A 26,467-nucleotide genomic window follows, 5' to 3' on the forward strand; every position below is an offset into this window, starting at 1 on the left:
CTCAAATCATCCTTTGACTTCTTTTTCTAAAATGGAACGGGCTATTTGACCTCCATGGAACCTGCCATTTTCAATGAAAATTTCATTTGCATTATTCCCTGCAGCAATCACCCCTGCGATATAAATCCCCTCTATGTTCGTCTCCATCGTTTCAGGATTAAAGTATGGTCTTCCTGTCTCTTTATCAATTTTCACACCCATTTTTTCTAAGAATTGATGGTCTGGATGATATCCCGTCATAGCGAACACAAAATCATTGGCTATTGTCTTTTGTTCCCCATCTTTTAAATAGACAACATGATTTTCAGTTATTTCTTTTACATTTGCCCGAAACTCCATGACAATTATACCGTTTTTTACTAAGGATTCAAATTCAGGGAGAATCCATGGTTTTATACTTGGTGAATATTCGTCACCACGATAGAGAACCGTTACCCGTGCACCTGCTTTTACAAGTTCAATGGCAGCATCTACACTGGAGTTTTTACCTCCAATTACACAAACATCCTTATCAAAATATGGATGTGCCTCTTTGAAATAATGATAAACTTTTGGTAAGTCCTCACCAGGCACGTCCATATAATTTGGGTGATCATAATATCCTGTGGCAATAATAACGTTTTGCGCATTATACATCCCTTTATCAGTTTCCACATCAAATCTTTGATTTACTTTTGATACTTTTGTAACTGTTTCATAAGCATTTACCCTTAATTGATTCCGCTTCACTACTTCCCGATAATAAACCAATGCTTGATTCCTTTTAGGTTTATAGCTATCGGTAACAAACGGTATATCACCGATTTCTAACTTTTCACTTGTACTAAAAAAGGTCTGATGTGTTGGATAATGATAAATTGAATTAACCACATTTCCCTTTTCAATAATTAAAGGTTTTTTTCCAATCTCTTGTAAGGCGAGTGCTGCTGCTAAACCACAGGGTCCGCCACCAATAATAATAATTTCTTCCAATTGCACGTAGTACATCTCCTTAAAGAAAAAATATATAAAAATGATGTTGAATTACGAAAAAAAACTCCTACCGTATCATGATAGGAGATTTTGTATGATGTTTCAACAATCAATACTTTTAATACTATTTAGTGAAATTAAATCCAGCCTCTGAAGCGGCTTGCTTCTGCCATTTTTCTTACCCCGACCATATAGGCAGCTAGACGCATATCTACGCGGCGTGTTTCTGCAGTATCATAAATATTTTTAAATGAGTTCACCATAACTTTTTCCAGCTTTTCTTCCACTTCTTCTTCCGTCCAATAATAACCTTGATTATTTTGAACCCATTCAAAGTATGAAACCGTTACCCCTCCTGCCGATGCCAATACATCAGGTACAAGTAAGATTCCACGTTCCGTTAAAATGTCAGTAGCCTCTAATGTTGTAGGACCATTTGCTGCCTCGACAATGATACTTGCACGAATATTACGTGCATTTTCTTCAGTAATCTGATTTTCAATCGCCGCAGGTACAAGAATATCACAATCAAGCTCAAGTAATTCCTTGTTGGTGATCGTGTTCTTAAATAATTTAGTAACGGTACCAAAGCTGTCTCGTCTATCTAAGAGGTAATCAATATCTAAACCGTTTGGATCATATAATGCACCGTACGCATCGGAAATTCCAATTACTTTTGCTCCAGCATCATGCATAAATTTAGACAAATAACTTCCCGCATTCCCAAAGCCTTGAACAACTACTTTAGCACCTTCAATTTGGATGCCTTTCTTTTTAGCTGCTTCACGAATACAGATGGTTACGCCTTTCGCTGTTGCCGATTCCCGGCCATGTGATCCGCCTAAAACTAGCGGCTTACCTGTGATAAAACCAGGTGAATTGAACTCATCGATTCGACTATATTCATCCATCATCCACGCCATAATTTGTGAATTAGTAAATACATCTGGAGCAGGGATATCCTTAGTTGGTCCAACAATTTGGCTGATTGCCCGTACATATCCACGACTTAATCTTTCTAATTCTCTAAAAGACATATCTCGAGGATCGCAAACAATTCCACCTTTCCCTCCACCATATGGAAGGTCAACTATACCGCATTTTAAGCTCATCCAAATCGAAAGGGCCTTCACTTCATTCTCAGTTACATTAGGGTGAAAGCGGATGCCGCCCTTTGTTGGTCCTACTGCATCATTATGTTGTGCACGGTATCCAGTAAATATTTTTATTGAACCGTCATCCATCCTTATTGGAATTTTCACTGTTAACATACGTAACGGCTCTTTCAAGAGCTCATAAACCTCTTCAGGATAACCTAACTTTTCAAGGGCCTTATGGATAACAGTTTGTGTAGATTTTAACACATCATGTTTTCCTTCTTGATTCGTTTGGTCATTGGCTTTTTCGGCTACCATTTGTGTAATCCTCCTAGAAAATGCTATGCGAATGTTGTCTTCTTTCAGTGACAAGTATACACGTTTAAAGGATTTATGCAAGAAGAAAAACATACAATTTTGAATAAATAATGTTTTTATGTAACCGTTACCATTGGTATGTTTTTAGGATTCTGTCAATTATGTATAAACGTATTGTTTTCTTAAGATTAATAACAAGAGGCTGCTGCCCCTTGTTATTATTTTAATTCGTTTATCCTTTTATTTAAAAAAGTGCAGAATGGTTTCTATTGCAAAATGTTCTATTACTGTTTTTCCATATTCGGCAAGGAGGAAGGGACTACGGATGGAGGGAGTTCCATACTCAGATAAAATACAAGCAGCTTTTTCTTTATTAGCTTGCTCTACATTATCCATCAACAAATAATAGCGATTATCCATACTGTATATGCTCCCGCCGAAAATATCTACAATCGATAACCTTTTTGAAACACCAATAATATCCTCTAAATCTGTAAACTCATATAATAATTCTGCACAGCCTTCAACCCTTACCTGCATTTCAATATAGCCATCATATAATAATTCATCATCATCTAATATGTCATCCACTGTAATTATTAGGACCATCCCTTGCGCCTGAAGGGAGAAAATTTCAACTGCAACAGAACCCTGGATATCAACATCTAACTCCTCACTTGCTTCTTCAAGCATATCATGAAAAAGTTGATTCCATTTACTCGAATCCTTCCAAATATCTTCTTTGGAAAGGCCTCTATCAAATAAATCATCAGAGGTTAAAAATATTTTTATTTTATTGGCCGTTAAGCGTTCTAAGCGCATGCTTTTGCCCCCTGCCGTGACATAACTCTTGTTTTTAGTGTATGCCTTAGAATGCTATTGGTGAATTGTCTATCTTAATCCAACTTTTTAAGCACCACTTTTTATGGTAATAAGATGTGATTGTGCCGGTGCCCCTAACCTTAACGGTAATGCAGTCGTCCCGTAGCCATTACTAATTAAAAGAATGGTATTTGCCAACTTATGGATTCCCCCTCTTTTATGTGGACTATAACCCAAAATATGTATCTGACCACCGTGGGTGTGACCGCTTAATACTAAGCGAATGTTGTGCTCAGGTTGAATCTTTTTCGTAATGTTTGGGAAATGGCTTACTAATATTTTAAAACTATTATCGGCCGCATCAAGAAGTGCCAAATCCAACCGATCGCGTTTTTGACCACAGTCATCGACACCAAGTAAACATAATTTATCACCTTGTGCCGATTCAAATGTCACGGCGGTATTGTCCAATACCTTTACACCTAAATCAAGTAAGAGTGCATCCAATTTACGATAATCCACTTCATAGTCATTATTTCCCCAAACAAAATATACTGGTCCAATTTGCATTAGTTTTTTAATATTTGTTTTTATCCTTTCAAACGGTACCCCTTTTTCCGTTAGGTCTCCCCCAATCACTACAAAATCAGCATTGCCCTTAACAACCTGTATCACTGAATCAGAGATAGACCTTCTATGAATATCTGAAATAAAAAAAGCCGTCACTTTCCCAAAAGACTCAGGAAAATCAGTGAAATATAGCTCATGTTTAACTACTTTATTTAAAAATGCCTCATGCAGCATATACATGAACATGAGAACCCCAAGCCCTAAAATCAAAACAACTCCCCAAAGAATCATTAACCCAATCCCCATTTCAAATTCTCAAATTTTTACCGAAATCATATCATAAAAAAGGTCTAAACAAAAAATGATCCACACCAAAGGACAAGAATACCTATTCTTTTAATTTAAAAAATCCTTCCCATACATGATGAGAAGGATTTTTTAATTTTTTCCACATTCAATTTATTCGTCTTCTTGTATGCTTAAAATGCGGAATCCGTATTCCTCAAGTTTCTTAGTAAATTTATCTATGTTATCCTTCTTTTCTATTTTCATAACAATCCTTCGAACTAGTTTATCTGTTTCATCGAAGGTGACAAGTGATATGATGTGTTCATGGAATTGATGGGCAATTTCAGAAAGTCTGGCAATCCGCCCTTCTGTTTCAACTGATGTAAAAGCAATTCTTACTCCAGGGCGATTGACGCCAAACGCACTTTCGAAGGAACTGATTACATCGGAACGCGTAACCACACCAAGAAAGGTTTTATTTGGCCCTACAACAGCTAATAACGGGAAATCCTTTAGATCCAGAAGTGTTCTTTCAAATAACTCTCCACCCTCTAGATACTTTTCTTCATGTGAGAGAATGTCTTTCACTTGATTAGTAACTAAATAGTCGTCCTTCGACTTTCCGGATAGAAAAAATCCTTCATAGATGTTGTATCTTGTTGCTACCCCTACATATTTATCGCCGTTTAAAACCGGTAATCCATCGATTTCGTGTGCCTCTAACATTGCCAATGCATCTTTCAGCGTTACATCTGCCTGTGCTGTAAAGCATTCATGCTTCGGTATCATTATATTCTTCACAAACATATCCCATCACCTCATAGTAAAAATCATTATCTTATTATACTTCTACAATATATTTAAAAATCCTTTCCTATAATAAAGATTTATGTCATGTTACAAGAATTATCTCATATGATTAATTGATATTGAATAAAGGGAGGGCGACTATGAATACTCATTTTAAAACCTACCATCCATATGCTAGTCCATTTGACCCCTGTAAACCAATTTTAGAAAAAGCATACTCTACACCCCCTAACTTATATATGGGATTTCAACCACCTAATTTACCTCAATTTACACCGCTTGAAGCACTTAAAGCTGGGACCCTTTGGAAAGCTTTCTATGACCCATGGTTCGGTCCGCTTGAACCGGGCAAAGGAGGATTACCTCAATGAATCAAGTACCAGCCGAATATTATCAATTAATGGAACAACTCCAAGCCGTTGATTTTGTTTTAGTTGAACTAACCCTATACTTGGACACACATAATGATGATCTGGAAGCCATTAACCAATTTAATCATTATGCAAAAGAAAGGAAGAAAATCAAAAAGCAATTTGAAAGTCAATTTGGCCCTCTACAACAATTTGGCAACAGCTTTTCAGGGTACCCTTGGAACTGGGATGATACTCCATGGCCATGGCAAGTATAAAATGAGGGAGGGATATTCCTAGATGTGGATTTATGAAAAGAAGCTACAATATCCAGTTCGTGTAAGTACTTGTAATCCCCGGTTAGCAAAATATTTAATTGAGCAATACGGTGGTGCAGATGGAGAACTGTCGGCGGCACTTCGCTATTTAAATCAAAGATACACCATTCCAGGTAAAGTAATTGGGCTTCTTAATGATATTGGTACGGAAGAATTTGCTCACCTTGAAATGATCGCAACGATGATTTATAAATTAACGAAAGACGCTGCCCCTGAACAATTGATTGCTGCCGGTCTCGAAGATCATTATGTCAATCACGATAAAGCTTTATATTATCAAAATGCCTCCGGTGTTCCATGGACAGCAACCTATATTCAAGCAAAAGGAGATCCCATTGCTGATTTATACGAAGATATTGCTGCAGAAGAAAAAGCAAGAGCCACTTATCAGTGGATTATTAATATGAGTGATGATCCCGATTTAAATGATAGTTTACGCTTCTTGAGGGAAAGAGAAATCGTGCATTCACAGCGCTTCCGTGAAGCAGTTGAAATATTAAAAGACGAACAAGGAAAAAAGAAAATCTTTTAATTAAAATAAGAAGCAGCTCTGCTTCTTATTTTTTTTCGTGGTATAAATTAATATCATATTGTTTCTTCATAATTTCAAAAACAATGTGACGGTTTTTCCATTCTTCTTCCCTTTTCCATAAATCTTTGCTGCGATCAACGATTTCACATCTTAACTCTTGATATTCTTTTTCCTTTTTCTCCTTTTGCTGCTTTAACAGATTCATGGCACCAAATCCAATAATTGAGAATGCCAGCAAAAAAACGGCAACTGCATCATTTAATGAGGCCGATATCATGGCTAAAAAGGAATATGAATAGTGTTTAAAGATTGTTAAATAAAAATAAACAATAAATAAAAAGGCCACGAACAGAGTTCCATAAATCGAAAAATAATGCCACATTTTACTATCATCAAATTTTTTTTTCCTTTTTCTAACGTTTTCCAGCATTTGTTTTGTTGCTTGATCCGTATGTTCGAGTAATTGGATTGGAGAATCCAAACTTTCACCCCCCATTTCTCCCTATATACTTATGAACCTGTCCTAAAAAATATGTTTTTTACAATAAAAAAAATTAACCGGTCTTTTGACCGGTTAATTTTCTAATGGTATTTTTAAAACTTGACCGACATAAATGTTTTCATTCAGTAAATTATTGGCTTTCTTAATAATTTCAATACCTCTTTGAGACTTATAGTACGTAGTGGCAATCTTAAAGAGTGTTTCCTTTGGTTTAACAGTATGGTAAACCATCCTTTTATTATTTATTCTTGCATTAGTGCCTGTTTTAGTACTTGTGTTAGTGCTTGTATTTGTTTGATTATTATCAGGAGTCTGTTGTTGACTATTTTTATCTGTGACCTGATTATCGCTGCTACTATGACTGGAAATAGGTGTTTCAACAGATGTTGTTTTATCAGGTGATATTAACTGGTCTGTTTCAGATGTGGATTCATTCACTCCGTTCTGACCTTGATTATTATCTTCAGGTGGTTCCTTAGTTATTTTGTTTTCTTCTTGATTCGACGGTTCAAGATTAATCGTTTCATATCCAACTGTACTTCCAGATGTTTTTTCAGTGTGATTAACTTTACCTCCGTTATCTCGATAGGAAATTACACTAAAAATTATAATAGGAAGGAGGATAAAACATAGAACCAATAATCTGATGACAGGATACTTCACCTTCCATTTTGTCTTCTTTTTCTTTTGACGGTGCACAATTTCTCTTGGAGGCAGTTTGCTGCTGATTCCGTCCTCGGCACTGCCACTATCTTCGCCTGTTTCTGTTATTTTTTGGATTCGTTGTTTTAATCTTTCCGCTTGATCTCTATAAGGTTCTTCTTTATTCACGGAGTACCGCCTCCTTGTTCCTTAACTGTTGAACTTCTATATCTTATATATAGACCTAAAAGAAAATCAATGACAAAATGCATAATGATGGTGACTGCAAGATTTCCAGTCCATTCGTAAATTGTCCCAATAAAAAAGCTTAATAGAACTATATTCATAAACAAAAACCAATTAAAAAGATAACGATAATGAATAATAGCAAATATTATACTAGCCAAGATCAGTCCTGTTTTCGTTTGGATTATACCTCTAAAAAGAAGTTCTTCACTAAAGGCAACAAAAAAAGCGATAACCAGGATATGACCAATAGATCTGCTGCTAAAAATTCGTTCATTTAAGCCCCCATCATCATAAAAGGAAGAGGGGAGCCATTTCATCAACAGCAAATCCAATAAAACAACTGCAGCACCTGCAGGTAAGCCAACAGTAATAATTCTAGGGTCACTAATGTTTAAATTTTGTAAATAAGAAAAATGATCAAACAAAATGAATCCTAAAATTAGGGATATCGCTAAGAGGATGATTTGGGTTAAATATAAATGATAAAGGAGCTCTTTATCTGACAAACTAGCGATTAATTCACTATACTTCTTTTTTTTCATTCACTCAACTCACTAGATATAAGAATTTTGGCAAGATAATCTTTCCACAACAAATCACCTGTTTTAAGAGGTAATTCGTTTGCCGACGTTTGATAAGCATTTAGTTGTAAACCACAGTAATCACAGCATGAGGAAACTTTTATTGACAATTCTTCCTCAAAATATTGAAGGATATATTCTCTTTGGCATGACTGTGTTTCCATCATTCTTTTCATCTGGAAAATATTATTTACTTTAACTCCTAGTCGTTCCTTCACAAATTTCTTTAAGGATGTTTTCATCACGTCCAAGGGTATAACATCTTGAAAGGGATTATTAACAAAGTCATTAATAATTCTCCATTGTATTTCAGAAAAGCCACCCTGTTCACTGATCTGAGGATATAAATCCACCCTTCCATCCTTAATAAGTTGTTCACGATGAACTTTACTGAAAAGCCAATCAATCTGCTGTTCTGTTGGTAATTCCCCTTCTGCCAATTGAAGCGGGAGCTGTTCATCACCTGGTGCATATAGAAGGACGGCAATGCTAGGCAATCCATCACGCCCAGCTCTGCCAATTTCTTGTAAATAGGATTCCATTTGCATAGGCATATGAAAATGAATAATAAACCGAATATTTTCTTTATTAATTCCCATCCCAAATGCACTAGTAGCACAAATGACATCAAGTTGATCATGTATAAATTGTTGTTGAATCAATATTCTTGTGTCTTGATCCAATCCACCATGATAAGCCATAGCCTGGCAGATCCCTTTTTCAACTAACAGGGATGCAATTTGCTCTGCTGTTTTCTTGCTAGAAAAGTAAATAATACCCGGCTTTTTTAACGTTTTAACTAGTTCTAAAACTCGATCTTGCTTTTCGTGATAGTGGTTAACCTTCTCAATAGAAAAAGCGATATTGGGACGGTCTATTGTCGACTCTATTCTATTTATTTCCTCAAGTTCAAGGGAACTAACTATGTCTTCACGTACCTTCTTTGTTGCAGTGGCAGTAAGGGCAAGGGTAAGAGGATTCCCTAATTTTTTTCTTACAACCCCTAATTTAGAATAATCTGGTCGAAAATCGAAACCCCACTGGGAAATGCAATGGGCCTCATCTACTACAAACAGTGAAACCGTTAGTTGTTTTAATAAACCGATTATAAAAGGCACACGTAACATTTCAGGAGATATAAAGATATATTTATACTCAGATAAATGATGAAGCGCATGATTTCTTTCTGACGAAGTGAGGAAAGAATTCAAGGCAATTACCCTTTTTTCACCGAACCGTTTCATTTGCTCTACCTGGTCTTGCATTAAAGAAAGAAGCGGAGAAATAATTAATATTTTACCTCCTAGAATATAACCGGGAAGTTGATAACATAAAGATTTTCCTGTTCCAGTTGGGAGCATGGCTAAAGTATGCTGTCCTTTTAGTATTGATGTGATAACTTCCTTTTGCCCTGGTTTAAATGAAGTAAAACCAAAATGCTTTTCTAATAGAGTTTCTAATTCCATTATTGTTCACCAAACTTTGCTAACACTAACCTTATTTGAAAATAGGTTGCTTCCTTTATTTGATCCTTTATTTTCTTTAATTGCCTTGTTTCTGTTTGTTGTGAGATCTCAGCTATTGTTTGCTGTAACTGTCTATCTACATAAGGGTCTATTGAGAAATGTTCAATGTGTAAAGCAAATTCAACTAAATGATCCTCGATTGTACTTATCTTTAAATGTCTTAGATCTGCAATCTCAGTAAAGGCATATCCTTTTTCTAATAACTGCCACGTCTTCCTTGCTGAAAGTGTTAATTCATCATCTTGTTTCAAATCCTTTGCAAGGATTGGTAAAATGGAAAAACGATCAGCATGGCGATTAATAATTTCCATTAAATAATGAAGAATATAAATGAATTCAATATGGTATTCGTGAATATCCATCGCTAATTTTTGGGCGGTTTGCTGTGGTGTTAATCCTATTTGTTGGTATCCAGTTAATCGAAATACTAAAACCGAGGGATCGATATCCGGTTCCTCATTAAAACACTCCATTAACTCCGTGAACAAACGACTGCCCAACTCTTTTCTTGGTACGTTGATTTCCTTTAAAGCGGATTTCAACCATTGATGAACATCTTGTTTTTTTTGAATGGGTAAATACCTTACCTCCCCAAAAACAAGATTAGATGTGACCTGAACAAATAACGACAGCCTTTCCCAAAATATAGATGTGAAGGAATGGTAGCTCCAGCCATTCAGGTATATTGGCATAGGGGAATTTTCCAAATTCAACTGTCCTAACTGCGTTAAAAAATACCTTTGTTCATCACAATTTTCAATCCACTTTTTTTCATGTAAGGAACCAATTATTTTTTCAAAGGACTCTCTTGTTAACGGTTCATATATTCCAAAAAATTTTTTTAGAGAAAATAAATGAGCATCCTGAATTGTTTGGGATGACTTTTTCCCATTTAAAAGATGATAAATGGAATAAATCGTACGCTCACGATTTAGCTGTTTTATACAATTGAGAATGATGGCTTCTAGTTTTAACATTTTGCTCCCACCACTCTTTCGCTTTATATCGACAAATTTCCCATTTTTATTAATTTCATTTTACCATGAAATACAAAACTTGTTGCGCAAATATGGAGAACTTTATAAAAATGAATAGGACAATCCACTCTAATAAAAGCATTTTTCTATTGAAAAGTTGTTCATACAGTTTTACAATAGATATGAGTAATGCGTTTCCATTTCGTTAAGGGGAAACAGGAAGAATATTTTTTTTATTTTACTGGGAGGTTTTTTTCATGGCAAAGTACACAATTGTTGACAAGGAAACTTGCATCGCGTGTGGTGCATGTGGCGCAGCAGCACCTGATATTTATGATTATGATGACGAAGGTATTGCATTTGTAACACTTGACGATAACGAAGGAATTGTTGAAATTCCTGATGTTTTAATCGACGACATGATGGATGCATTTGAAGGCTGTCCAACTGATTCTATTAAAGTTGCAGAAGAGCCATTTGACGGTAATCCAACTAAATTCGAATAATATTTTGTCAATAAAATATTTTTAAGCTACTAACTCCTCGTCTTTTGACGAGGTTTTTTTTACATAAATCTTAAAACAAAAAAAACAAAACAAGACTACGCTGGGGAGATCTTGTTTTGTTTTGTTTTATTTTATTTTATGCACCTTTTATTGTTGTATATTTATTAATCCATGTTTGCATTCGTATAAACAATAACATAAAGATAATGGACATCATTACACCCTTTAATATGTTAAAAGGTAAGATGGCTGGAATAACCAAATTACGCATATCTGGGAAGCCCATCAGAATGGTATAGGCAGGTAATATTAAAAAGTAATTTAAGATACTTAACACTACAGCCATTGTAACTGTTCCAATTATTAACGCTACTGTCATTCCCTTTTTAGTTTTAAGTTTATTATAAACAAAATATGTTGGCAGGATAAAGACAACTCCGGCAAGGAAATTGGCAATATGTCCGACTGGAACTCCTGTTTGACTTCCTGTAGCAATATAATTTAAAACATTTTTTAATAACTCTACTAATATTCCTGCAACTGGTCCAAAAATAAGTGCAGCGATTAATGCTGGGATGTCACTGAAATCAACAAACAAGAAATTTGGGAAGGGCGGCAAGGGAAAATTTAATAGCATTAACAGATAGGCAATACTGCTTAGCATCCCAATTGAAACATAGGCCTTTACGTTTAATTTCTTTGTTTTCTTCATTTTCTTCATCTTCCTCTCTCCTTTTTTGATCCATCACGTTAGGAAGAGAGGTTCAGCATACATACGTCCTTGACAACTAAAAATCCCCCAAGAAAAAATCTTGAGGGAGTTAACAAAGGCACGCTTAATAAACGTCCATTAAATCGAAATTTTTTGAACGTCTGCAGAACCTCCATCTTCTCCCATCCAGACTATACTGTCGGCTTTGGAATCGCACCAAATCCTGCCATAAAAAGGCTCGCGGGCTTAAGAGCTATACTCTAATACCGCCGATCGGGAATTTCACCCTGCCCCGAAGATAGATCGATATGAAATTACAAGTTTATTATACTAAAGAAATTCATGTTTGTTAAGTAAAACAATCTGCTTGTAAGTTTTATGTAATAACAAAATAAAAAAGGGCACATATAAGAATTTGAGTGAATTTTATATTTGGTGTTTTTTGTAATTGGCTGTGTTAAAGACTAATATTGATTTTTTTGCACGTTGATTGGAGCGGAAGGTGCGAAGACTCCTGCGGGAGTACGGGGCTGGGGCGTCCCCGAGGAGGCTCCCCGGGGACGCCCGCGGAAAGCGAAGCACCTGGAGCGTAAATCAACAATTAAGATTAACAGAGCCTTGTAATTAAAATAGTAAATACCCGACTGCACATGCAGCGGGTATTGTATAAAGATTATGGATAAACAATTAGAGTTTGATTGGTTTTAATAAGATCGGATGTTAGGTGATTAATTTCCTTAAGAACTTTAACTGAAATATTTTGCTTAATGGCAATCGACGACAACGTATCTCCGCTTTTTACAATATATTTGACTCTGTTCGACGTATTGTTTGGCTGTAAGTGGCCTTCTTCCAATTGTGATTGTAGACGAGAGCTTACCTCAAGAACATAATCACCTTTACTCACAATGCCGCCCTGGACGTTTTCACCAACTTCAGCTTTACCTAAAAGGGTTTCAGGATCCAGTGCAAATTTTTTATCGAATCTCCATTCCATTTGATGCGCTTCAAAATGGAGATGTGTTCCTGTTGCCTGCCCTGTTTTACCCATTTTCCCAATAACATCACCTTGTTTAATTTGTTGACCTTGTGAAACATTCCTCTTATTTAAATGGGCATAAACAGTAACAAAATTACTAGGATGTTTAATAAATATAACATTCCCATATGTATTAGAATAATAGGATTTTACTACCTCACCGTCATCAACAGCAAGTACTGGAGTATCCATTTTTCCTGCTACATCAATTCCTTTATGTTTTCCCTGCCTTGTTCCATATGTATCTGATATAATCCCATCGGCTGGCCAAATCCAGTGAGCCTTCCTTCCAGTTTGCCCTTCAATACCTGCTGCATCAGAATGTCTTCCACCCAAGAATAATAAACTGACACAAAGTGCCATAATAATGGCAATTAAAAATCTTTTTATGTAGTCACGCATTGTTTCTTTTTCCTCCTTATACTTGTCCCTTTCCTCCTCCATACCATATGTTCGACCTTTCTCATCTAGAACAAAATGTTTTATAGAGGGAACTTGTGAACATACTTGTTATAATTTGGAGTTTTCCACTTTTTTATACAAAAAAAATCAACCGAGTCGGCTGATTTAATGGTTTATTGAATAGGACGGAAATTGGGTGCGATTGGAACATGGATTTCTTTAGATAAATCAAACTCACCAATGTTCGATATAGGTGCATCCTCTACAATCACTTTTTCCATACCAAATTGTTTAGCAGTTAGCAACAACGCTTCAAAAGAAGATAAAGTTAATTGGTTATTCTGCATACTAGTATTTCCTTTAAATGAGATTAATAATGTTTTGTCATTTATGGATATTTCATTAATAGGGAGTAGTTTCTCAAGAGAACTTTCTAAACCCAAACCTGCAGGGGACTTCTTCATTGCCTCAATTGCAGTCGAAAAATCTGTATATGTTTCACTAGATGGTGTTAACAGTGGCAATACACTGCCTTCAGGAAAATAAAAGAAATACGCATGTTTATCTTGCGAATTTACCTTATCCTCATTAATTCTTCCGTAATTGCCTAACTCCACTCCAGGTTGACCATTTGTTGTGAATAGAATTTTTTTACTATTACTATTGGAGGCTACATCATTATTAATTACCTTCATAAAATTCACCTCAGTAGTTGAGCCTTGTCCGTATTGGTGATTTTCAGGTACATCAACTGTAACAGTTTGATTGCTTTCATCCCATTTCAACGTTGCATTTAATGGGTAGTATTCCGTTAAACCCCATTCCTCTTCCTTGAGTTTTGACATAGCTTCATTATATAGATTTAGCCATGATTGATCTTTAGATGGTTGAACTACGATAGAAATGGGAACTAAAATCTGTGCCTGCTTGTCTGGTATCCAATAAGTTAATACTGTTCCGCTGCCAACCTGTTCATTGTAAATGGCCGTTTTCTTACTTTCAGTTTTCATTGGTTCTTCCTGTGCTGTACCTGAAAATGTTTTATCCTCTTTAGCGCTGTCTTTTTGATTCGGCTCAGTGGATAAATCCTTTTGCGCTACGTCCATTTCCTTCTTTGTTGAAAATTTTTCCTGTTTTGCATTTTCAAAAGATACATTTGTCCCATCCATTAACTTAGGTACTAGGATGAAAAAAAGAAGCAGGGCAGCTGCTGCAGCTATACTTGGTAATAGCCATGGTTTCGTTTTACGTTTTTTTATAGAAAGGTTTTGGTAAATGTCACGAGGATCGCGATGATCTTGTATTTTTGGCATTTGCCTTAATAATTCTTCGAGCTCATTATCGCTCCACTCCGACTTTTTCACTAGCTAATCCCTCCTTCTCATAAAACATTCCCATTTGCTTTTTCAGTACTTTTAATGAGCGATGTTGGGTAGTTTTTACTTTGCTTTCTGTCCACCCTAAAGCTTGGGCCGTTTCCGCAATGGATAAATCCTGTAAATAACGCAGGATAATGACAGAACGTTGATCCACGGTACAATAATCAAGACATTTGTAAATCCATCTGATTTCTTCATTTTGTACTGTTATTTCTTCAGGTATGGGATATTCATCCTTCACTTGATTTGTTGACCAATCAAATTTTTCTAATAGCTTTTCCTTCCAGCCTTTTTGTTTACGAAAAAAATCAATGGCAACATTCCTCGCAATGGAAAACAGCCAAGTTTTTTCACTGCTCTTCCCTTCAAAGCGGTTATAGGCCTTGAATACACGAATATATACTTCCTGGACAAGATCTTCCGCTTGTTCTTTATTTCTAACCATATAAAACAAAAATTGAAAAACGTCATGATGATATTTTTGATATAGTTCATCGAAAACGGAGTCCATCATTTCCCCTCCCCGTTCATAATATTAGTCGGTGTTTATGTATAAAAAGTTTCACCCTTATTAATATAGACTTTTTTTGGACAAAAAGGAAGGTATTTACTGTAAGTCAGTTAGTTACTCGATTAAAGCATTAGAAAACTCTCGTCGATTGGCGAGCCCTATTGGCAATGGCGTAGTTGTCCTAATGGTTGATACGCAAGATATATTTTCCTATCGGCTAAAAAAGCTCATCCAGGTAGGATGAGCTCTAATTCGACGCCTCTTTTTTTAAGTTAGTTATTCATATTGCTGATTGTTTCCCGTGAATCAAGAACAATCGGCAAAAAACTTGATAATCCTACTTTTTTCGTGGCAGTAGGAAAGAAAATGTTGTACCTATCGCCAATTTACTCTGAACAGAAATTGTTCCTCTGTGAGCATCAATTATATTTTTGGCAATCGCCAAACCTAACCCTGTTCCAGCTCTCCCTCGTGTCCTTGCTTTATCAGCTTTATAAAAGCGTTCAAAAACAAATGGTAAATCTTCCTCAGGTATGCCAGAACCAGAGTCATTCACTTCTATTCTGATTCCCTTATCTTCCGAGGTTACTGTTAACTTTACAGTTCCACCTTTTGGTGTATGCCTCATGGCATTATCAATTAAGTTCGTCAGTACTTGTTCAATCCGATCTGGATCAAATACTACAGTCGAAATACCATTTTCGATTTTCCCAAACAATTGAACCTCATTTTCCTTTGCTAATCCTTGGAATTTATGAATAATCCTATTAATGAATGAAACGAGATCAACGTCTTCCATTGATAAGTGGATATGCCCGGATTCCATTCGGGCTAGATCTAACAATTCATTGACAAGCCGGCCCATCCGTAATGATTCATCATAAATAACTCTTGCCATTTCTTTTTTCTCTTCCTGCGATTCAGCAATATCATCAACAATGGCTTCACTATATCCTTGTAACATGGAGATAGGAGTCCGTAATTCATGTGAAACATTCGCAATGAAGTCTTTTCTCATTTTTTCTAATTGCCGTTCTTCAGTCATATCCCTCAGCACCGCTACGGCTCCACGAATAAATTGGTTACTATATAACGGACTTACTAATATGACCCAATGACGACCTTGTAGTGAGATTTCACCCATTTGTTCATTTTCTGTATCAACTGCTTCTTGAAAAAGATCCATCACCTGTGATGGAATAGACTCCGAATCAGTACTACCTGCTCCACCTTTTTCATAATACCAATATTGTAAAAATCGTTCTGCAGGAGGATTCGTAATTAGGATGGTCCCATCCCGGTTAAAGGTAATAACTCCATCTGCCATACTACTTAAGATACTAGAAAGTTGTTCCTTTTCTTGGCTAAGGGCATTCATATTAAACTTTAATTGCCTGCCCATTTGATTGAATGCCGTGGCTAATTCCCCTATTTCATCATGAGTAAGGATAGGAACTTTTGTGTCAAATTTACCCCTCGCCACTTCAAACGCAGCTTCCCTCATTTTTCTCAGTGGTGCGGTAATTCTTGTTGATAGAAAGAATGCAAAAATTGTAGTAAGAATTATGGCGACCCCTGCAACAAGTAAAATAAATTTTGTTGTAGAATGTGTTGTTGCTTGTATTACACTAAGTGATTGATAAATAAAGACGGCACCATTACTTTCACCTGAAAGGTGAAGCGGGACGCCTATGATGGAATAATTAGAATCTTCGTTTCCATTCTTTGTAGAAAGATCTGAAACCTTTTCAACAGTTGTAGTATTATGAAAGATTTTTGATAAGTCCGGATCACTTTTAATATCTGCCAACGTTAACTTTTTCTCTTTATTGGTATTTGGCGAATAATAGACTTCATTATCATTTTTTACTACGACCACTTTTGTGACATCATCGATGATTTCCCATGAGATTTCTAAACCTAATGGAAATTTATCATCAGGATGTTCCTCTAGTACATGGGCAATTTTTTCAGCAGTATGGGTTAAGTCCTCTTTTGTTTCAAGAATGTTGTAGTTTTGGAAAAATTCTAGGAGCATGACCGTTAGTATAAACAGTACAAATGATACCAATAACAGGATGGTAAACCAAAGCTTACCTACAACACTTCGTAAAAAGGTCATTCATTTATTACCTCAAATTTATAACCTACACCCCAAACTGTTACAATCATTCTTGCAGCTTGTTCAGATACTTTGTTTAATTTTTCACGGAGGCGTTTTACATGCGTATCAACGGTACGCAGGTCTCCAAAAAATTCGTAATGCCACACTTCTTTTAATAATTGTTCCCGATCAAACACTTTATCCGGCGCTTTTGCCAAGAAATATAAAAGTTCGTATTCCTTTGGTGTTAAGCTGACTTCCTTGCTATCAGCTGTTACACGGTGTGCATCATTATCAATAGTTAAATGTGGAAAAACAATAACGTCTTTCGTAGTTGTTTCTGTTTGCAGATAACTTGTTTGAGAAGATCTTCTTAATAATGCTTTTACACGTAAGACCACTTCTCGTGGACTGAATGGTTTAACAATATAATCATCTGTTCCTACTTCAAATCCTTGAACACGATTTATTTCTTCACCTTTTGCTGTTAACATAATAACGGGAGTAGCCTTTTTTTCCCTCAATTCTCGACAAACTTCAATTCCATCCTTACCTGGCATCATTAAATCAAGTAAAATCACGTCATAATCATTTGCAAATGCCTTGGTTAATGCTTCGTTTCCATCTTCAGCTTCATCTATGCTATATTCTTCACGCTCTAAGTACATTTTTAATAAACGGCGAATTCTTTCTTCATCATCTACTACTAAAATCTTTACGTCTTTTTCCATTATTAATCCCCCCATGAGGTTTATTGTACAAAATGGTTTACGATATTTCTATATTTACACGGTAATTACTGCAAGAAAAAGTGACAATTATTTGACAATCTACTTTTTTAAAAAGCCTTCACTCAATCGAGGTGAAGGCTATAGAACGGTTTAACGCCATTCATGGTGTTAACCTGCATATGAATGTAGACCAGCGATCACTAAATTTACTGCAACAAGATTAAACATAATAATCACAAAGCCAATAACAGCAAGCCATGCGGATTTTTCCCCATGCCAGCCCTTAGAAAGACGGAGATGTAAAAATGCTGCATAAAATAACCATGTAATTAAGGCCCAAACTTCTTTTGGATCCCAGCCCCAGAATCTAGACCAGGCCATTTGAGCCCAAATCATTGCAAAAATTAACGCACCGAGTGTAAATACTGGAAAACCAATTAATACTGATCGATAACTAATCTCGTCAACAAAATCGAGTTTAATATTTTTAACAAGTGGTTTTAAGGCAGCTGCAATTCTTTTTCTTAATATTAATCGAATGCATCCGTATAAAATCAATCCGCCCAATAATGACCAAATCACTGTATTAAACTTTTTAGCATTAATAAAGGCAGGCATTTCGATCCATGGCTTAAATCCATCTTTTGTTAACAATTCCCCTTCATGTGGACCAGTAATAGCAGGCATTGTATATTCAACCGTTACTTGACTATCATGTTTATCAATCCAATTAAATTTTTCATGATAACCCATTCCCGCAAATAGTGATGAAACAGCTACAAATCCAAGTACTGTTACTAATGCAAACATCACCATTTCAAGCCAAAAGGTCTGTTTGTTCCTTTTTGTTTGATCGATAGCTTTAACAAGGTAAATTAAACCCGCCGCAAAGCTAATCGCTAAGATGGCTTCACCCATGGCAGCAGTGGTGACGTGAATATGCAGCCAATAACTTTGTAATGCCGGTATTAATGGCGTAATTTCTCTGGGAAACATGCTTGCATATGCAATAACTAAAATCGCTACAGGCATCGTAAATAATCCAAGTAAGGTGGTTCGATAAATAAAATAAATAACAATAAATGCACCAACAAGAGCCATACCGAAAAAAGTAGTAAACTCAAACATATTACTTACAGGAGCATGTCCTGCTGCAATCCATCTCGTAATAAAATAACCTACCTGTGAGATAAAACCAACAATAGTTAAAAATACAGCGATTTTCCCCCATTTATTGGTGCCTTTCTTTTCTTCCGTTACCTTCTTTGATTTAATAGATCCACCGTAAAACAATATGGAAACTAAATAAAGAATAAAAGCAATAAATAATAAATTACTACTAAGTGCTGCCAACTAGACTCCCTCCTTAATCATATTGTCCCTTTGAAATTGATCCTCTGGGATGTCAAGTTTCGTTTCTTCTAAAACCGTTCCAATTTCATTTTTTAAGCCATACCAATTTTTATTCGTGTGAGCCGCAATCCAAATCTGTCCGTTTTTGTTTTGAATCCAGATTCTACGATGATTCCAATAAGCACCTTGAATCACACCAATCATGAAAATGATTCCACCTAAAATAATAACCCATAGAGATGAGTCCTTTCGAACAGTAAATCCTGAAACATTTTTTGTTTCAATTCCCTTAAATGACATTTTATTTTGATTATCACCAAAAGGCTCAATCGTTTGCTTGATTGCAACAAAACTTGTTTCCCCTTTTGGTATATCAGGTGTAACCATACGGAAGATAAACGCAGGATTATTAGGTGCCCGCGACTTTGTAGTGGGTTCACCATCCTCATTAAATTCAAAGTCTGGAAAGTAGTTTAATATTTCTACTGAATAGCCATTACCAAGGTCATACTTTTCTTTCGGGTCTTCAAGATCAATTTTCAACTCACCAAAGGATTGACTTGTTTGCTTATTTGTTAAGGCAAAAGACATGGCCTTCAGTTCGCTTCGATAAGAAGATTGAAAAATAGAATATCCGTCAAAGGATAAAGGATGGTTAACACGAACCTTATAATCTTTAATTTCCTTTAATTCTGGTTTTTCACCAGGGAGATTTTCACTTACTCGTTTATATAAAACGACATTGGATTGGTAGTTCTTAACAACCTGTCCAGCCATTTCAATCGCTTTTTCAAAAGTTTTATCCTCATTTTTATCATAATGCTGCAAAATAAACTGGTTGTTTTTCAGATAGAACTTTTCACCCGTTTCGGGGATGACCGCCGTTTCTCCTTCTTTTACCCACAGGTTCTCATTCACATAAAATCCGGGGACAAACCGAAGCATTCCGCCAAAAAGGAAGATAATTAGGCCCACATGGTTGACATAGGGTCCCCAACGGGAAAAACGTCCTTTTTCAGCCAACAAATCACCATTTTCTTCACGGACATGATACCGTCTTGCTGCTAAATGCTGTTTAATGGTGATTAAATCTTGTTCATCAAAATGATCAGTCACACCAAATACACGTTGGCGCTTTAAAAAACCTTCATGTCTTGTTACTCTTTGGGCCTTTAAGGCCTTGTATAATGGAACCACTCTATCTATGCTGCAAATAACAAGCGAAGTGCCAAGCATGGCTATTAAAATTAAGTACCACCAGGAACCATATAAATCATGAAAACCTAATTGATAATATAATTTCCCGAACCAGCCATACTCTTGCTCATAATACACTTCAGGCGGAAGGTTAATGTACATTTCCTGCGGCAAAATCGTTCCTAGAGTCGAAGCAATTAAGATAACGATAATGATCCATACTCCGACCTTAACTGACGAGAAAAAATTCCATATTTTATCAATAAAGGTTTTATTATATGTTTGTGAGCGGCGTGCACTTCCCTCATAGCGCATGTCAAGAAGTTCTTTATTATTCGCATCTTGTTCATCCAAAATTTTCCCACAGGCTTCACACAGCACGGTTCCATGCGGATTCACATGCCCGCATTCACATTTAACATCATTCATTGTAAAAAACTCCTTACAATCCCTTAAGGTTTTATTTGCTCCATAAATTCCTTAATCTTATTTTCAGTCAGCTCTCCGGTATAATATTTTACTACCTTCCCATTCGGATCGATGAGGAATGTTGCCGGAAGGAGGTCAACACCGTATACATTCATGACTTCTTTTTCCTTATCAATCATAATAGGAAAATCAAGCTTAAGGCGGTCTGCAAATTGTTTAACTGCGAGTTCAGGCTCCGCAATATCTACCGTTAAAACCTGAACATCTTTGTCTTTATATTGATGGTATTGATTATTAATATATGGCATTTCTTTCTTACACGGTGGGCACCAGGTTCCCCAAAAGTTTAAAAATACCCCCTGTCCTCGATAATCGGAAAGACGATGCTTGTTTCCTTGCATATCGACTAGTGCAAAATCAGGCGCCTTTTCCCCAACAGCGACTTTTTGTTTCGTATCTTTTGTAAGATTAGCATAAAGTGAGTAGGCAACGGCTGCACCTAGTACAAGTAAAATAATTGTTCTCATAACTAATCGCCGTTTTTTCATATTTAAACCTCCAATAACTCTCCCGACACAATTTGTCTTAAATTATAGCATTTTTCAACACTTTCACAGTGTAAACAAAAGAAAGTAAATGTGACTAAATTATGAATTTTTGTTAGAATGCTCTATAGCATAGCCCCGCAGCTGCTTTACTTCGTGTGGTGTTAATTCACGTGCTTCCCCAGCTTTAAGTCCATTTAATGTCAAAAACCCATAACGTTCCCGTTTTAATTTTAATACTTCATTCCCAATTGCTTCAAACATCCTTCTTACCTGACGATTTCGGCCCTCATGAATAGTTATTTCAACAATAGCTGTCTGTTTCTTGTTATCTGCGGAAAGCAGTTTGACTTTAGCTGGGGCTGTCTTTCCATCCTCAAGGCGAATTCCTCTTTCTAATTTCCTTAGATTTTCCTTTAATGGAATGCCTTTTGTTTTTGCTACATACACCTTGTCTATTTCATTTTTTGGGTGCATTAGTAAATTGGCAAATTCCCCGTCATTTGTTAATAGCAAAAGCCCCGAAGTATCATAATCAAGCCGGCCAACAGGGAAAATTCTTTCTTTATAGTGAGAGAAAAAATCAGTAACCACTTTCCTCCCCTTGTCATCGCTTACACTAGAAATAACACCCCTTGGTTTATACAAAAGAAAATAAACAGGTTCTTCTTTTTCAATCTGTATTTCATCAACTATTACTTTATCAGCAGCAGTCACCTTTACACCTAGTTCTTTAACCACTTGTCCATTTACCTTTACTCTGCCTTCTTTAATTAACTCCTCGGCTTTTCTCCTTGAAGCAATGCCCGCTCGAGCAATGACCTTTTGCAATCTTTCCATTATTTCACCTCAAAAAATTTTTCCTTATATCGAAAACAATTAGTACAGTACAATAGATGTATCCAAATTGGTATACCCTACACAATTCTATTCTAATGAATTATGACACAATTTCTTCACTTTTCAAAGTAACGGGTATCAATAAATAAAATAAAAAGCATGTTCCAAAGGAAACATGCTTTGTGATTCATTTATTTTGTTCCAAAAATCAAAACTACAACAATAATCGAAACGATAATCCCCACAACATCTGCGAGGAGACCCACTTTAAGCGCATCTCCCATTTTTTTAATCCCTATTGCCCCAAAATAAACTGTTAATACGTAAAAAGTGGTATCGGTACTCCCCTGCAAAACGGATGCTAAGCGTCCTATAAAAGAGTCAGGGCCATAGACAGCAATCAAATCACTTGTCATCCCCAGAGCTGCTGTGCCTGAAATTGGCCTAATAATAAGTAAAGGGACAATTTCCGCTGGCACACCCACTAATCGCATGAATGGTTTTACCCAATCCATTAATGCGTCTAGTGCACCCGATGCACGAAAAATAGAAATGGAGACGAACATACCTACCAAAAAAGGAATGATTGATACCGCTATTTTAATGCCTTCTTTTCCACCTTCCACAAAGCTTTCATAAGTTGGAACCCGCTTGAATGTACCATATAAAAGTATAAATCCAATTAATAAAGGGATAAACGTTAGCGAAATAGTTGAGAACAGTTCCATTTCTATCACTCTTTTCGGCTTCTGCGATAATAAAAATAACGATCAATCAATACTGCCCCTATTGCCGAAAGCAAGGTTGCAATAATGGTTGGAACAACAATTTCTGTCGGTGATGCTGAATTATAGGTCAATCTTATTGCTATAACTGTTGTGGGAATAATCGTAATGCTGGCAGTATTGATGGCTAGAAAAGTAACCATGGACCTGCTTGCCTCCGCTTTCCCGTTATTTAATTTTTTTAATTCCTCCATCGCTTTAATCCCAAGTGGAGTTGCAGCATTTCCCAATCCAAACATATTTGAAATCATGTTTGATAAGATATAACCCATCGCCGGATGATTCACAGGAACTTCTGGAAACAAAATTTTCACTAACGGGCGAAATAGTTTAGCCAACTTATCTAAAAGACCTGATTCCTCAGCTATCCGCATCATCCCAAGCCAGAATACTAATACACTGATTAGTCCAATACAAAGCGTTACAGCTTCTTTAGCTCCCACAAATACTGCCTTATTAACCGCTTCGATGTTACCGTTAATCAGTGCGAACACCAACCCTATAATCGTCATGGCAACCCATACATAGTTAACCATTTGCATTCACACCTATAACTGAAAGAAAAGTTTCCTTTACAAAGTTAAATAAACCTTTCTTCTTACCCTTTGAAACATGTTTATAATAGATAGGTGTTTCCGTGATCACCCTTCCGTTGAGATAAATGGAAGCCTTACCGGCTATTACTTCATTTTTTGATTCTCGGAGATCTGAATCTGGCTTATTGAGTTTGTATTTTATACTGAACATGTCCATTTCTTCGCTAGTTGCAGGGTAAACAATTGATTTTTTCACATACAAATGACCCTTATAATACTTGTTTTTTGCTATATCGACTTTACCCTTTGCTAACACTTCTGTCATATCAAAGCCTTGGAATCCACTCTCATACATGGATATATGATCATTCCAATCGTCTGGTCCGTTTAAGGTCACAGCAATTAAGTTCATATCCCCTTTTGTGGCGGTTGTGACAAGTGTCCGTTTGGCTCGCTTTGTAAATCCTGTTTTCCCGCCCGTTGCATACTTGTATTTGGTGAGCAGGCGATTTTTGTTTTTCCAAACACGATCCCAATCTTCTGTGGGATTTGGCGCACGATATACCTTTGTACCTGAGATTTTTTGGAAAGTTTTATTTTTCATCGCGTAACGCATAAGGATAGCCATGTCATAAGCAGTGGAATAATGATCTTCGTGATCATCAAGCCCATGTGGATTAGCAAAATGAGTATTAAACATACCAATTTCCTTTGCCTTTTGATTCATTAACAAGGCAAATCCATCCACACTTCCCCCTACATATTCGGCAATTGCCACAGCTGTGTCATTTCCCGATCTCAGCATCAAGCCATACACAAGGTCATGAAGTTTAAGTTTTTCACCCGGTTTTAAATATACCGAAGACCCTTCAGCCCGTGTAGCTTGTTCACTCACTTTAACGTATTGATCCATTTTCCCCGATTCAATGGCAAGAACAGCTGTCATAATCTTTGTTATACTTGCGATTCTTCTCTTTGTATGAGCTTCCTTTTCAAACAGAACCCTTCCTGATTTCTGCTCAATCAATACGGCACTAGAGGCACTCACCCCCAAGGAAGCATCAACCTTATGAGGAATGTTTCCAATCAATAGTGAGACCAGGAGGGAAATAATTAGTAGCTTTGAATTCTTTCTCATCAGATTAACCTCGTCTCCTTCTCATCTGTCAACTTGTCTGCTTGTCCGGCTAAAGCGCCTAGGCGCTTCTGCCTTTCTTTATTTATACAAGTTTATGCGGGACGAGTTCTCTTATGACACAGAATAAAGAAAACTCGCTGTTTGGCGAGTTTTCAATTAGAACTTTTCTAAAATGCCGGCCACTTAATATCTGCCGCCCGTTCAAACCTCATTTCAACATCATGCCAGTTCACTAGATTCCACCACCCGTCCACGTACGCTGCCCGATTGTTTTTATATTGAAGATAATAGGCATGCTCCCAAACATCCAATACCAGAAGGGGAATCGTGTCCCATTGAGTTAAGAGCATATGGCGCTCTGATTGTAATACCTCCAGATGCCGTGCTCTCGGTGACCAGACTAATAGAGCCCACCCTACCCCCTCCACTTGTTTGGCAGCTTCCGAGAACTGCTTCTTGAAGGCTTCAAGGCTCCCAAAATATTGTTCAATTTCACCCTTTAATAGGCCTTGGGGACTTCCCCCTCCTTTAGGGCTCATATTCTTCCAAAAAATTGTATGAAGATAATGTCCAGATCCATGAAATGCCAGCTCACGAGACCAATGTTTAATCAAAGAAAAATCATTGGACTCCCTTGCTTTTTTGAGATTTAATTCGGCTCGATTTAATCCATCCACATATGATTGATGATGCTTATCATGGTGAAGCTTCATAATTTCCTCAGAAATATAGGGCTCTAAAGCATTATAGGGATATGGGAGTTCTGGTAAAGTATGACCGCCCGGTGGAAGGGTTTTTTCAACCACCCAAATGGTTCCAACTTCTTGTTTTTTTCTAAAGTAGTGTTCCAATTGCTCATGAATATCCTCCGCCTTTCTTTGGAGACGAAGCAATTCCTCGTTGGATAACTCTTGATTGGTACTTTCAATTAACTCGGTAAATTCATCTAGTTCCCCCCATAATTCAGAGTCTTGCCCAACCTTCTTTGATTGGAGAAATTGTTTCATTTCCTCATTCCAATTGAATAACTCATTTACATACTGGCTAAAACGGTCCATGCTAGTTCCCTCCCATCCGTTTTTTCTCTTTTAATCCTTCTAAAGCGTATGAAGAATTGCCTTTGTTAAGAACAAAAAAGGACTTCCCTCTTTAACAGGAAAGTCCTCTGAATATTTTTTACTTTTTTATTTTGATTGGGTCATTTTTGTCCGATAATCTGTTTCGTAATACTCAAGTTCTTCACGGATTCTTTGAAAATCACTTTCTAAACTTTTAATTAGTTGGATTACACTTTCTGAAACACTTCGATAAAATTTAATTGAGTTTCTACCTGTATAGGCAGAGCGACTATTTTCAAACCAAGCATCATTCTTAGGTGAGAAAAACTCTTCAATACATTGATGATAAATTCTGTAAAGAGTCTTTTCTGCAGCCGCTTTTTGGAACGGCTCACTTTGTAAAATAACTGAGCAGGTTTCTAAACCTTCTTCGCTATAGACAGCCAGCTTTCGTAAATTTGATAGGATTAATTTATTATAAATACGATCTTCATCATTTTCTAAATTTAATTGTGCGATTGTGGTTTCATTTAAAAAATCTTCAAGTGTTGAAATTGACTTTGCTAAAAAATCTTTTACATCATTAAGCTGTGTTCTTACTAATGAATTCCCCATAATGACCCCCCTA

General features: G+C 36.5%; 29 protein-coding genes and 1 riboswitch. Of the genes, 4 read left to right on the top strand and 25 right to left on the bottom strand.

Annotated elements, in window-relative coordinates; all coding sequences use genetic code 11:
• Positions 1–6: 6 nt before the first annotated feature.
• From AC4E8C_RS15770 to AC4E8C_RS15790, 5 genes are all read right to left on the bottom strand, one after another.
• Positions 7–978: a YpdA family putative bacillithiol disulfide reductase gene (locus AC4E8C_RS15770; protein WP_490207606.1), complete on the bottom strand. Its 972-nt coding sequence runs from the start codon at positions 976–978 to the stop codon at positions 7–9.
• 131 nt (positions 979–1,109) lie between these two features.
• The gene (locus AC4E8C_RS15775; RefSeq protein ID WP_490207607.1) at positions 1,110–2,387 is read right to left on the bottom strand and encodes a Glu/Leu/Phe/Val family dehydrogenase; all 1,278 of its coding nucleotides are present in this window, start codon (positions 2,385–2,387) and stop codon (positions 1,110–1,112) included.
• A 240-nt stretch (positions 2,388–2,627) separates the two neighbouring features.
• On the bottom strand, positions 2,628–3,209 hold the full coding sequence (locus tag AC4E8C_RS15780; protein ID WP_490207608.1) for a genetic competence negative regulator: 582 nt from the start codon (positions 3,207–3,209) through the stop codon (positions 2,628–2,630).
• A gap of 87 nt (positions 3,210–3,296) precedes the next feature.
• Positions 3,297–4,070: a metallophosphoesterase gene (locus tag AC4E8C_RS15785; RefSeq protein ID WP_490207609.1), complete on the bottom strand. Its 774-nt coding sequence runs from the start codon at positions 4,068–4,070 to the stop codon at positions 3,297–3,299.
• Positions 4,071–4,238: 168 nt separating this feature from the next.
• Complete coding sequence (locus tag AC4E8C_RS15790) at positions 4,239–4,874, bottom strand: CBS domain-containing protein (RefSeq protein WP_490207610.1); 636 nt, start codon at positions 4,872–4,874, stop codon at positions 4,239–4,241.
• Positions 4,875–5,017: 143 nt separating this feature from the next.
• Between AC4E8C_RS15790 and AC4E8C_RS15795 the strand changes: the two genes are divergently transcribed.
• The 3 genes from AC4E8C_RS15795 to AC4E8C_RS15805 are packed head-to-tail and all read left to right on the top strand — an operon-like array spanning position 5,018 to position 6,097.
• Positions 5,018–5,248 (top strand): spore coat associated protein CotJA, encoded by a 231-nt coding sequence (locus AC4E8C_RS15795; protein ID WP_490207611.1) that lies wholly within the window; start codon positions 5,018–5,020, stop codon positions 5,246–5,248.
• Positions 5,245–5,505, top strand: coding sequence for a spore coat protein CotJB (locus tag AC4E8C_RS15800; RefSeq protein ID WP_490207612.1), 261 nt, complete (start codon positions 5,245–5,247; stop codon positions 5,503–5,505). Before AC4E8C_RS15795 ends, AC4E8C_RS15800 begins: the two co-directional genes overlap by 4 nt.
• 22 nt (positions 5,506–5,527) lie before the next feature.
• Positions 5,528–6,097 (top strand): manganese catalase family protein, encoded by a 570-nt coding sequence (locus AC4E8C_RS15805; RefSeq protein ID WP_490207613.1) that lies wholly within the window; start codon positions 5,528–5,530, stop codon positions 6,095–6,097.
• A gap of 25 nt (positions 6,098–6,122) precedes the next feature.
• Here the strand turns inward: AC4E8C_RS15805 and AC4E8C_RS15810 are convergent, their stop codons facing one another.
• The 5 genes from AC4E8C_RS15810 to AC4E8C_RS15830 all read right to left on the bottom strand — a co-directional run bounded on the left by AC4E8C_RS15810 (position 6,123) and on the right by AC4E8C_RS15830 (position 10,574).
• The gene (locus AC4E8C_RS15810) at positions 6,123–6,578 is read right to left on the bottom strand and encodes a DUF2663 family protein (protein WP_490207614.1); all 456 of its coding nucleotides are present in this window, start codon (positions 6,576–6,578) and stop codon (positions 6,123–6,125) included.
• Positions 6,579–6,671: 93 nt separating this feature from the next.
• Positions 6,672–7,430, bottom strand: a complete 759-nt coding sequence (locus AC4E8C_RS15815; protein WP_490207615.1) for a LysM peptidoglycan-binding domain-containing protein — start codon at positions 7,428–7,430, stop codon at positions 6,672–6,674.
• Complete coding sequence (locus tag AC4E8C_RS15820) at positions 7,427–8,032, bottom strand: CPBP family intramembrane glutamic endopeptidase (RefSeq protein ID WP_490207616.1); 606 nt, start codon at positions 8,030–8,032, stop codon at positions 7,427–7,429. The genes AC4E8C_RS15815 and AC4E8C_RS15820 overlap by 4 nt, the downstream gene beginning before the upstream one ends.
• Positions 8,029–9,537, bottom strand: coding sequence for a RecQ family ATP-dependent DNA helicase (locus AC4E8C_RS15825; protein WP_490207617.1), 1,509 nt, complete (start codon positions 9,535–9,537; stop codon positions 8,029–8,031). The genes AC4E8C_RS15820 and AC4E8C_RS15825 overlap by 4 nt, the downstream gene beginning before the upstream one ends.
• Positions 9,537–10,574: a YpbB family protein gene (locus tag AC4E8C_RS15830; protein WP_490207618.1), complete on the bottom strand. Its 1,038-nt coding sequence runs from the start codon at positions 10,572–10,574 to the stop codon at positions 9,537–9,539. The genes AC4E8C_RS15825 and AC4E8C_RS15830 overlap by 1 nt, the downstream gene beginning before the upstream one ends.
• Positions 10,575–10,831: 257 nt before the next feature.
• Between AC4E8C_RS15830 and AC4E8C_RS15835 the strand changes: the two genes are divergently transcribed.
• Complete coding sequence (locus tag AC4E8C_RS15835; protein WP_026573327.1) at positions 10,832–11,080, top strand: ferredoxin; 249 nt, start codon at positions 10,832–10,834, stop codon at positions 11,078–11,080.
• A gap of 136 nt (positions 11,081–11,216) precedes the next feature.
• Here the strand turns inward: AC4E8C_RS15835 and AC4E8C_RS15840 are convergent, their stop codons facing one another.
• From AC4E8C_RS15840 to AC4E8C_RS15910, 15 genes are all read right to left on the bottom strand, one after another.
• Complete coding sequence (locus AC4E8C_RS15840) at positions 11,217–11,801, bottom strand: ECF transporter S component (protein ID WP_490207619.1); 585 nt, start codon at positions 11,799–11,801, stop codon at positions 11,217–11,219.
• Positions 11,802–11,962: 161 nt separating this feature from the next.
• A riboswitch (FMN riboswitch) is annotated at positions 11,963–12,096 on the bottom strand.
• Positions 12,097–12,465: 369 nt separating this feature from the next.
• Positions 12,466–13,233: a peptidoglycan DD-metalloendopeptidase family protein gene (locus tag AC4E8C_RS15845; protein WP_490207620.1), complete on the bottom strand. Its 768-nt coding sequence runs from the start codon at positions 13,231–13,233 to the stop codon at positions 12,466–12,468.
• 173 nt (positions 13,234–13,406) lie between these two features.
• A complete protein-coding gene (locus AC4E8C_RS15850) occupies positions 13,407–14,597 on the bottom strand; it encodes a negative regulator of sigma-X activity (RefSeq protein WP_490207621.1) in 1,191 nt (396 codons plus the stop codon).
• A complete protein-coding gene (gene sigX, locus AC4E8C_RS15855; protein ID WP_490212587.1) occupies positions 14,572–15,123 on the bottom strand; it encodes an RNA polymerase sigma factor SigX in 552 nt (183 codons plus the stop codon). The genes AC4E8C_RS15850 and sigX overlap by 26 nt, the downstream gene beginning before the upstream one ends.
• 337 nt (positions 15,124–15,460) lie before the next feature.
• The gene (locus AC4E8C_RS15860) at positions 15,461–17,245 is read right to left on the bottom strand and encodes an ATP-binding protein (RefSeq protein ID WP_490207622.1); all 1,785 of its coding nucleotides are present in this window, start codon (positions 17,243–17,245) and stop codon (positions 15,461–15,463) included.
• Complete coding sequence (locus tag AC4E8C_RS15865) at positions 17,242–17,958, bottom strand: response regulator transcription factor (RefSeq protein WP_490207623.1); 717 nt, start codon at positions 17,956–17,958, stop codon at positions 17,242–17,244. Before AC4E8C_RS15865 ends, AC4E8C_RS15860 begins: the two co-directional genes overlap by 4 nt.
• A gap of 168 nt (positions 17,959–18,126) precedes the next feature.
• Entirely contained in the window at positions 18,127–19,311 is a 1,185-nt protein-coding gene (ccsB, locus tag AC4E8C_RS15870; RefSeq protein ID WP_490207624.1) for a c-type cytochrome biogenesis protein CcsB, read from the bottom strand.
• Positions 19,312–20,937 carry a cytochrome c biogenesis protein ResB gene (gene resB / locus AC4E8C_RS15875; RefSeq protein ID WP_490207625.1) on the bottom strand — a complete coding sequence of 542 codons (1,626 nt, stop codon included), beginning with the start codon at positions 20,935–20,937 and terminating at the stop codon, positions 19,312–19,314.
• A 23-nt stretch (positions 20,938–20,960) separates the two neighbouring features.
• Entirely contained in the window at positions 20,961–21,485 is a 525-nt protein-coding gene (resA, locus tag AC4E8C_RS15880) for a thiol-disulfide oxidoreductase ResA (RefSeq protein ID WP_490207626.1), read from the bottom strand.
• 99 nt (positions 21,486–21,584) lie between these two features.
• Entirely contained in the window at positions 21,585–22,322 is a 738-nt protein-coding gene (gene rluB / locus AC4E8C_RS15885) for a 23S rRNA pseudouridine(2605) synthase RluB (protein WP_490207627.1), read from the bottom strand.
• Positions 22,323–22,513: 191 nt separating this feature from the next.
• Entirely contained in the window at positions 22,514–23,050 is a 537-nt protein-coding gene (locus tag AC4E8C_RS15890) for a spore maturation protein (RefSeq protein ID WP_490207628.1), read from the bottom strand.
• Between the two features lie 5 nt (positions 23,051–23,055).
• Positions 23,056–23,643 carry a nucleoside recognition domain-containing protein gene (locus AC4E8C_RS15895; protein ID WP_490207629.1) on the bottom strand — a complete coding sequence of 196 codons (588 nt, stop codon included), beginning with the start codon at positions 23,641–23,643 and terminating at the stop codon, positions 23,056–23,058.
• The gene (locus AC4E8C_RS15900; protein ID WP_490207630.1) at positions 23,636–24,781 is read right to left on the bottom strand and encodes a D-alanyl-D-alanine carboxypeptidase family protein; all 1,146 of its coding nucleotides are present in this window, start codon (positions 24,779–24,781) and stop codon (positions 23,636–23,638) included. The genes AC4E8C_RS15895 and AC4E8C_RS15900 overlap by 8 nt, the downstream gene beginning before the upstream one ends.
• A gap of 167 nt (positions 24,782–24,948) precedes the next feature.
• Positions 24,949–25,839, bottom strand: a complete 891-nt coding sequence (locus AC4E8C_RS15905; protein WP_490207631.1) for a superoxide dismutase — start codon at positions 25,837–25,839, stop codon at positions 24,949–24,951.
• A 126-nt stretch (positions 25,840–25,965) separates the two neighbouring features.
• Positions 25,966–26,454 carry a YpuI family protein gene (locus tag AC4E8C_RS15910; protein ID WP_490207632.1) on the bottom strand — a complete coding sequence of 163 codons (489 nt, stop codon included), beginning with the start codon at positions 26,452–26,454 and terminating at the stop codon, positions 25,966–25,968.
• Positions 26,455–26,467 lie beyond the last annotated feature (13 nt).

It is taken from the genome of Neobacillus sp. SRL179 (genome assembly GCF_984799095.1).

What these genes read in the sequence shown, in the direction of transcription:
- AC4E8C_RS15775 (WP_490207607.1), bottom strand. Translation starts at nt 2,387, where the DNA reads ATGGTAGCCGAAAAAGCCAATGACCAAACGAATCAAGAAGGAAAACAT.
- AC4E8C_RS15780 (WP_490207608.1), bottom strand. Translation starts at nt 3,209, where the DNA reads ATGCGCTTAGAACGCTTAACGGCCAATAAAATAAAAATATTTTTAACC.
- AC4E8C_RS15785 (WP_490207609.1), bottom strand. Translation starts at nt 4,070, where the DNA reads ATGATTCTTTGGGGAGTTGTTTTGATTTTAGGGCTTGGGGTTCTCATG.
- AC4E8C_RS15790 (WP_490207610.1), bottom strand. Translation starts at nt 4,874, where the DNA reads ATGTTTGTGAAGAATATAATGATACCGAAGCATGAATGCTTTACAGCA.
- AC4E8C_RS15795 (WP_490207611.1), top strand. Translation starts at nt 5,018, where the DNA reads ATGAATACTCATTTTAAAACCTACCATCCATATGCTAGTCCATTTGAC.
- AC4E8C_RS15800 (WP_490207612.1), top strand. Translation starts at nt 5,245, where the DNA reads ATGAATCAAGTACCAGCCGAATATTATCAATTAATGGAACAACTCCAA.
- AC4E8C_RS15805 (WP_490207613.1), top strand. Translation starts at nt 5,528, where the DNA reads ATGTGGATTTATGAAAAGAAGCTACAATATCCAGTTCGTGTAAGTACT.
- AC4E8C_RS15820 (WP_490207616.1), bottom strand. Translation starts at nt 8,032, where the DNA reads ATGAAAAAAAAGAAGTATAGTGAATTAATCGCTAGTTTGTCAGATAAA.
- AC4E8C_RS15825 (WP_490207617.1), bottom strand. Translation starts at nt 9,537, where the DNA reads ATGGAATTAGAAACTCTATTAGAAAAGCATTTTGGTTTTACTTCATTT.
- AC4E8C_RS15830 (WP_490207618.1), bottom strand. Translation starts at nt 10,574, where the DNA reads ATGTTAAAACTAGAAGCCATCATTCTCAATTGTATAAAACAGCTAAAT.
- AC4E8C_RS15835 (WP_026573327.1), top strand. Translation starts at nt 10,832, where the DNA reads ATGGCAAAGTACACAATTGTTGACAAGGAAACTTGCATCGCGTGTGGT.
- AC4E8C_RS15840 (WP_490207619.1), bottom strand. Translation starts at nt 11,801, where the DNA reads ATGAAGAAAATGAAGAAAACAAAGAAATTAAACGTAAAGGCCTATGTT.
- AC4E8C_RS15845 (WP_490207620.1), bottom strand. Translation starts at nt 13,233, where the DNA reads ATGCGTGACTACATAAAAAGATTTTTAATTGCCATTATTATGGCACTT.
- sigX (WP_490212587.1), bottom strand. Translation starts at nt 15,123, where the DNA reads ATGGACTCCGTTTTCGATGAACTATATCAAAAATATCATCATGACGTT.
- AC4E8C_RS15860 (WP_490207622.1), bottom strand. Translation starts at nt 17,245, where the DNA reads ATGACCTTTTTACGAAGTGTTGTAGGTAAGCTTTGGTTTACCATCCTG.
- AC4E8C_RS15865 (WP_490207623.1), bottom strand. Translation starts at nt 17,958, where the DNA reads ATGGAAAAAGACGTAAAGATTTTAGTAGTAGATGATGAAGAAAGAATT.
- resB (WP_490207625.1), bottom strand. Translation starts at nt 20,937, where the DNA reads ATGAATGATGTTAAATGTGAATGCGGGCATGTGAATCCGCATGGAACC.
- resA (WP_490207626.1), bottom strand. Translation starts at nt 21,485, where the DNA reads ATGAAAAAACGGCGATTAGTTATGAGAACAATTATTTTACTTGTACTA.
- rluB (WP_490207627.1), bottom strand. Translation starts at nt 22,322, where the DNA reads ATGGAAAGATTGCAAAAGGTCATTGCTCGAGCGGGCATTGCTTCAAGG.
- AC4E8C_RS15890 (WP_490207628.1), bottom strand. Translation starts at nt 23,050, where the DNA reads ATGGAACTGTTCTCAACTATTTCGCTAACGTTTATCCCTTTATTAATT.
- AC4E8C_RS15895 (WP_490207629.1), bottom strand. Translation starts at nt 23,643, where the DNA reads ATGGTTAACTATGTATGGGTTGCCATGACGATTATAGGGTTGGTGTTC.
- AC4E8C_RS15900 (WP_490207630.1), bottom strand. Translation starts at nt 24,781, where the DNA reads ATGAGAAAGAATTCAAAGCTACTAATTATTTCCCTCCTGGTCTCACTA.
- AC4E8C_RS15905 (WP_490207631.1), bottom strand. Translation starts at nt 25,839, where the DNA reads ATGGACCGTTTTAGCCAGTATGTAAATGAGTTATTCAATTGGAATGAG.
- AC4E8C_RS15910 (WP_490207632.1), bottom strand. Translation starts at nt 26,454, where the DNA reads ATGGGGAATTCATTAGTAAGAACACAGCTTAATGATGTAAAAGATTTT.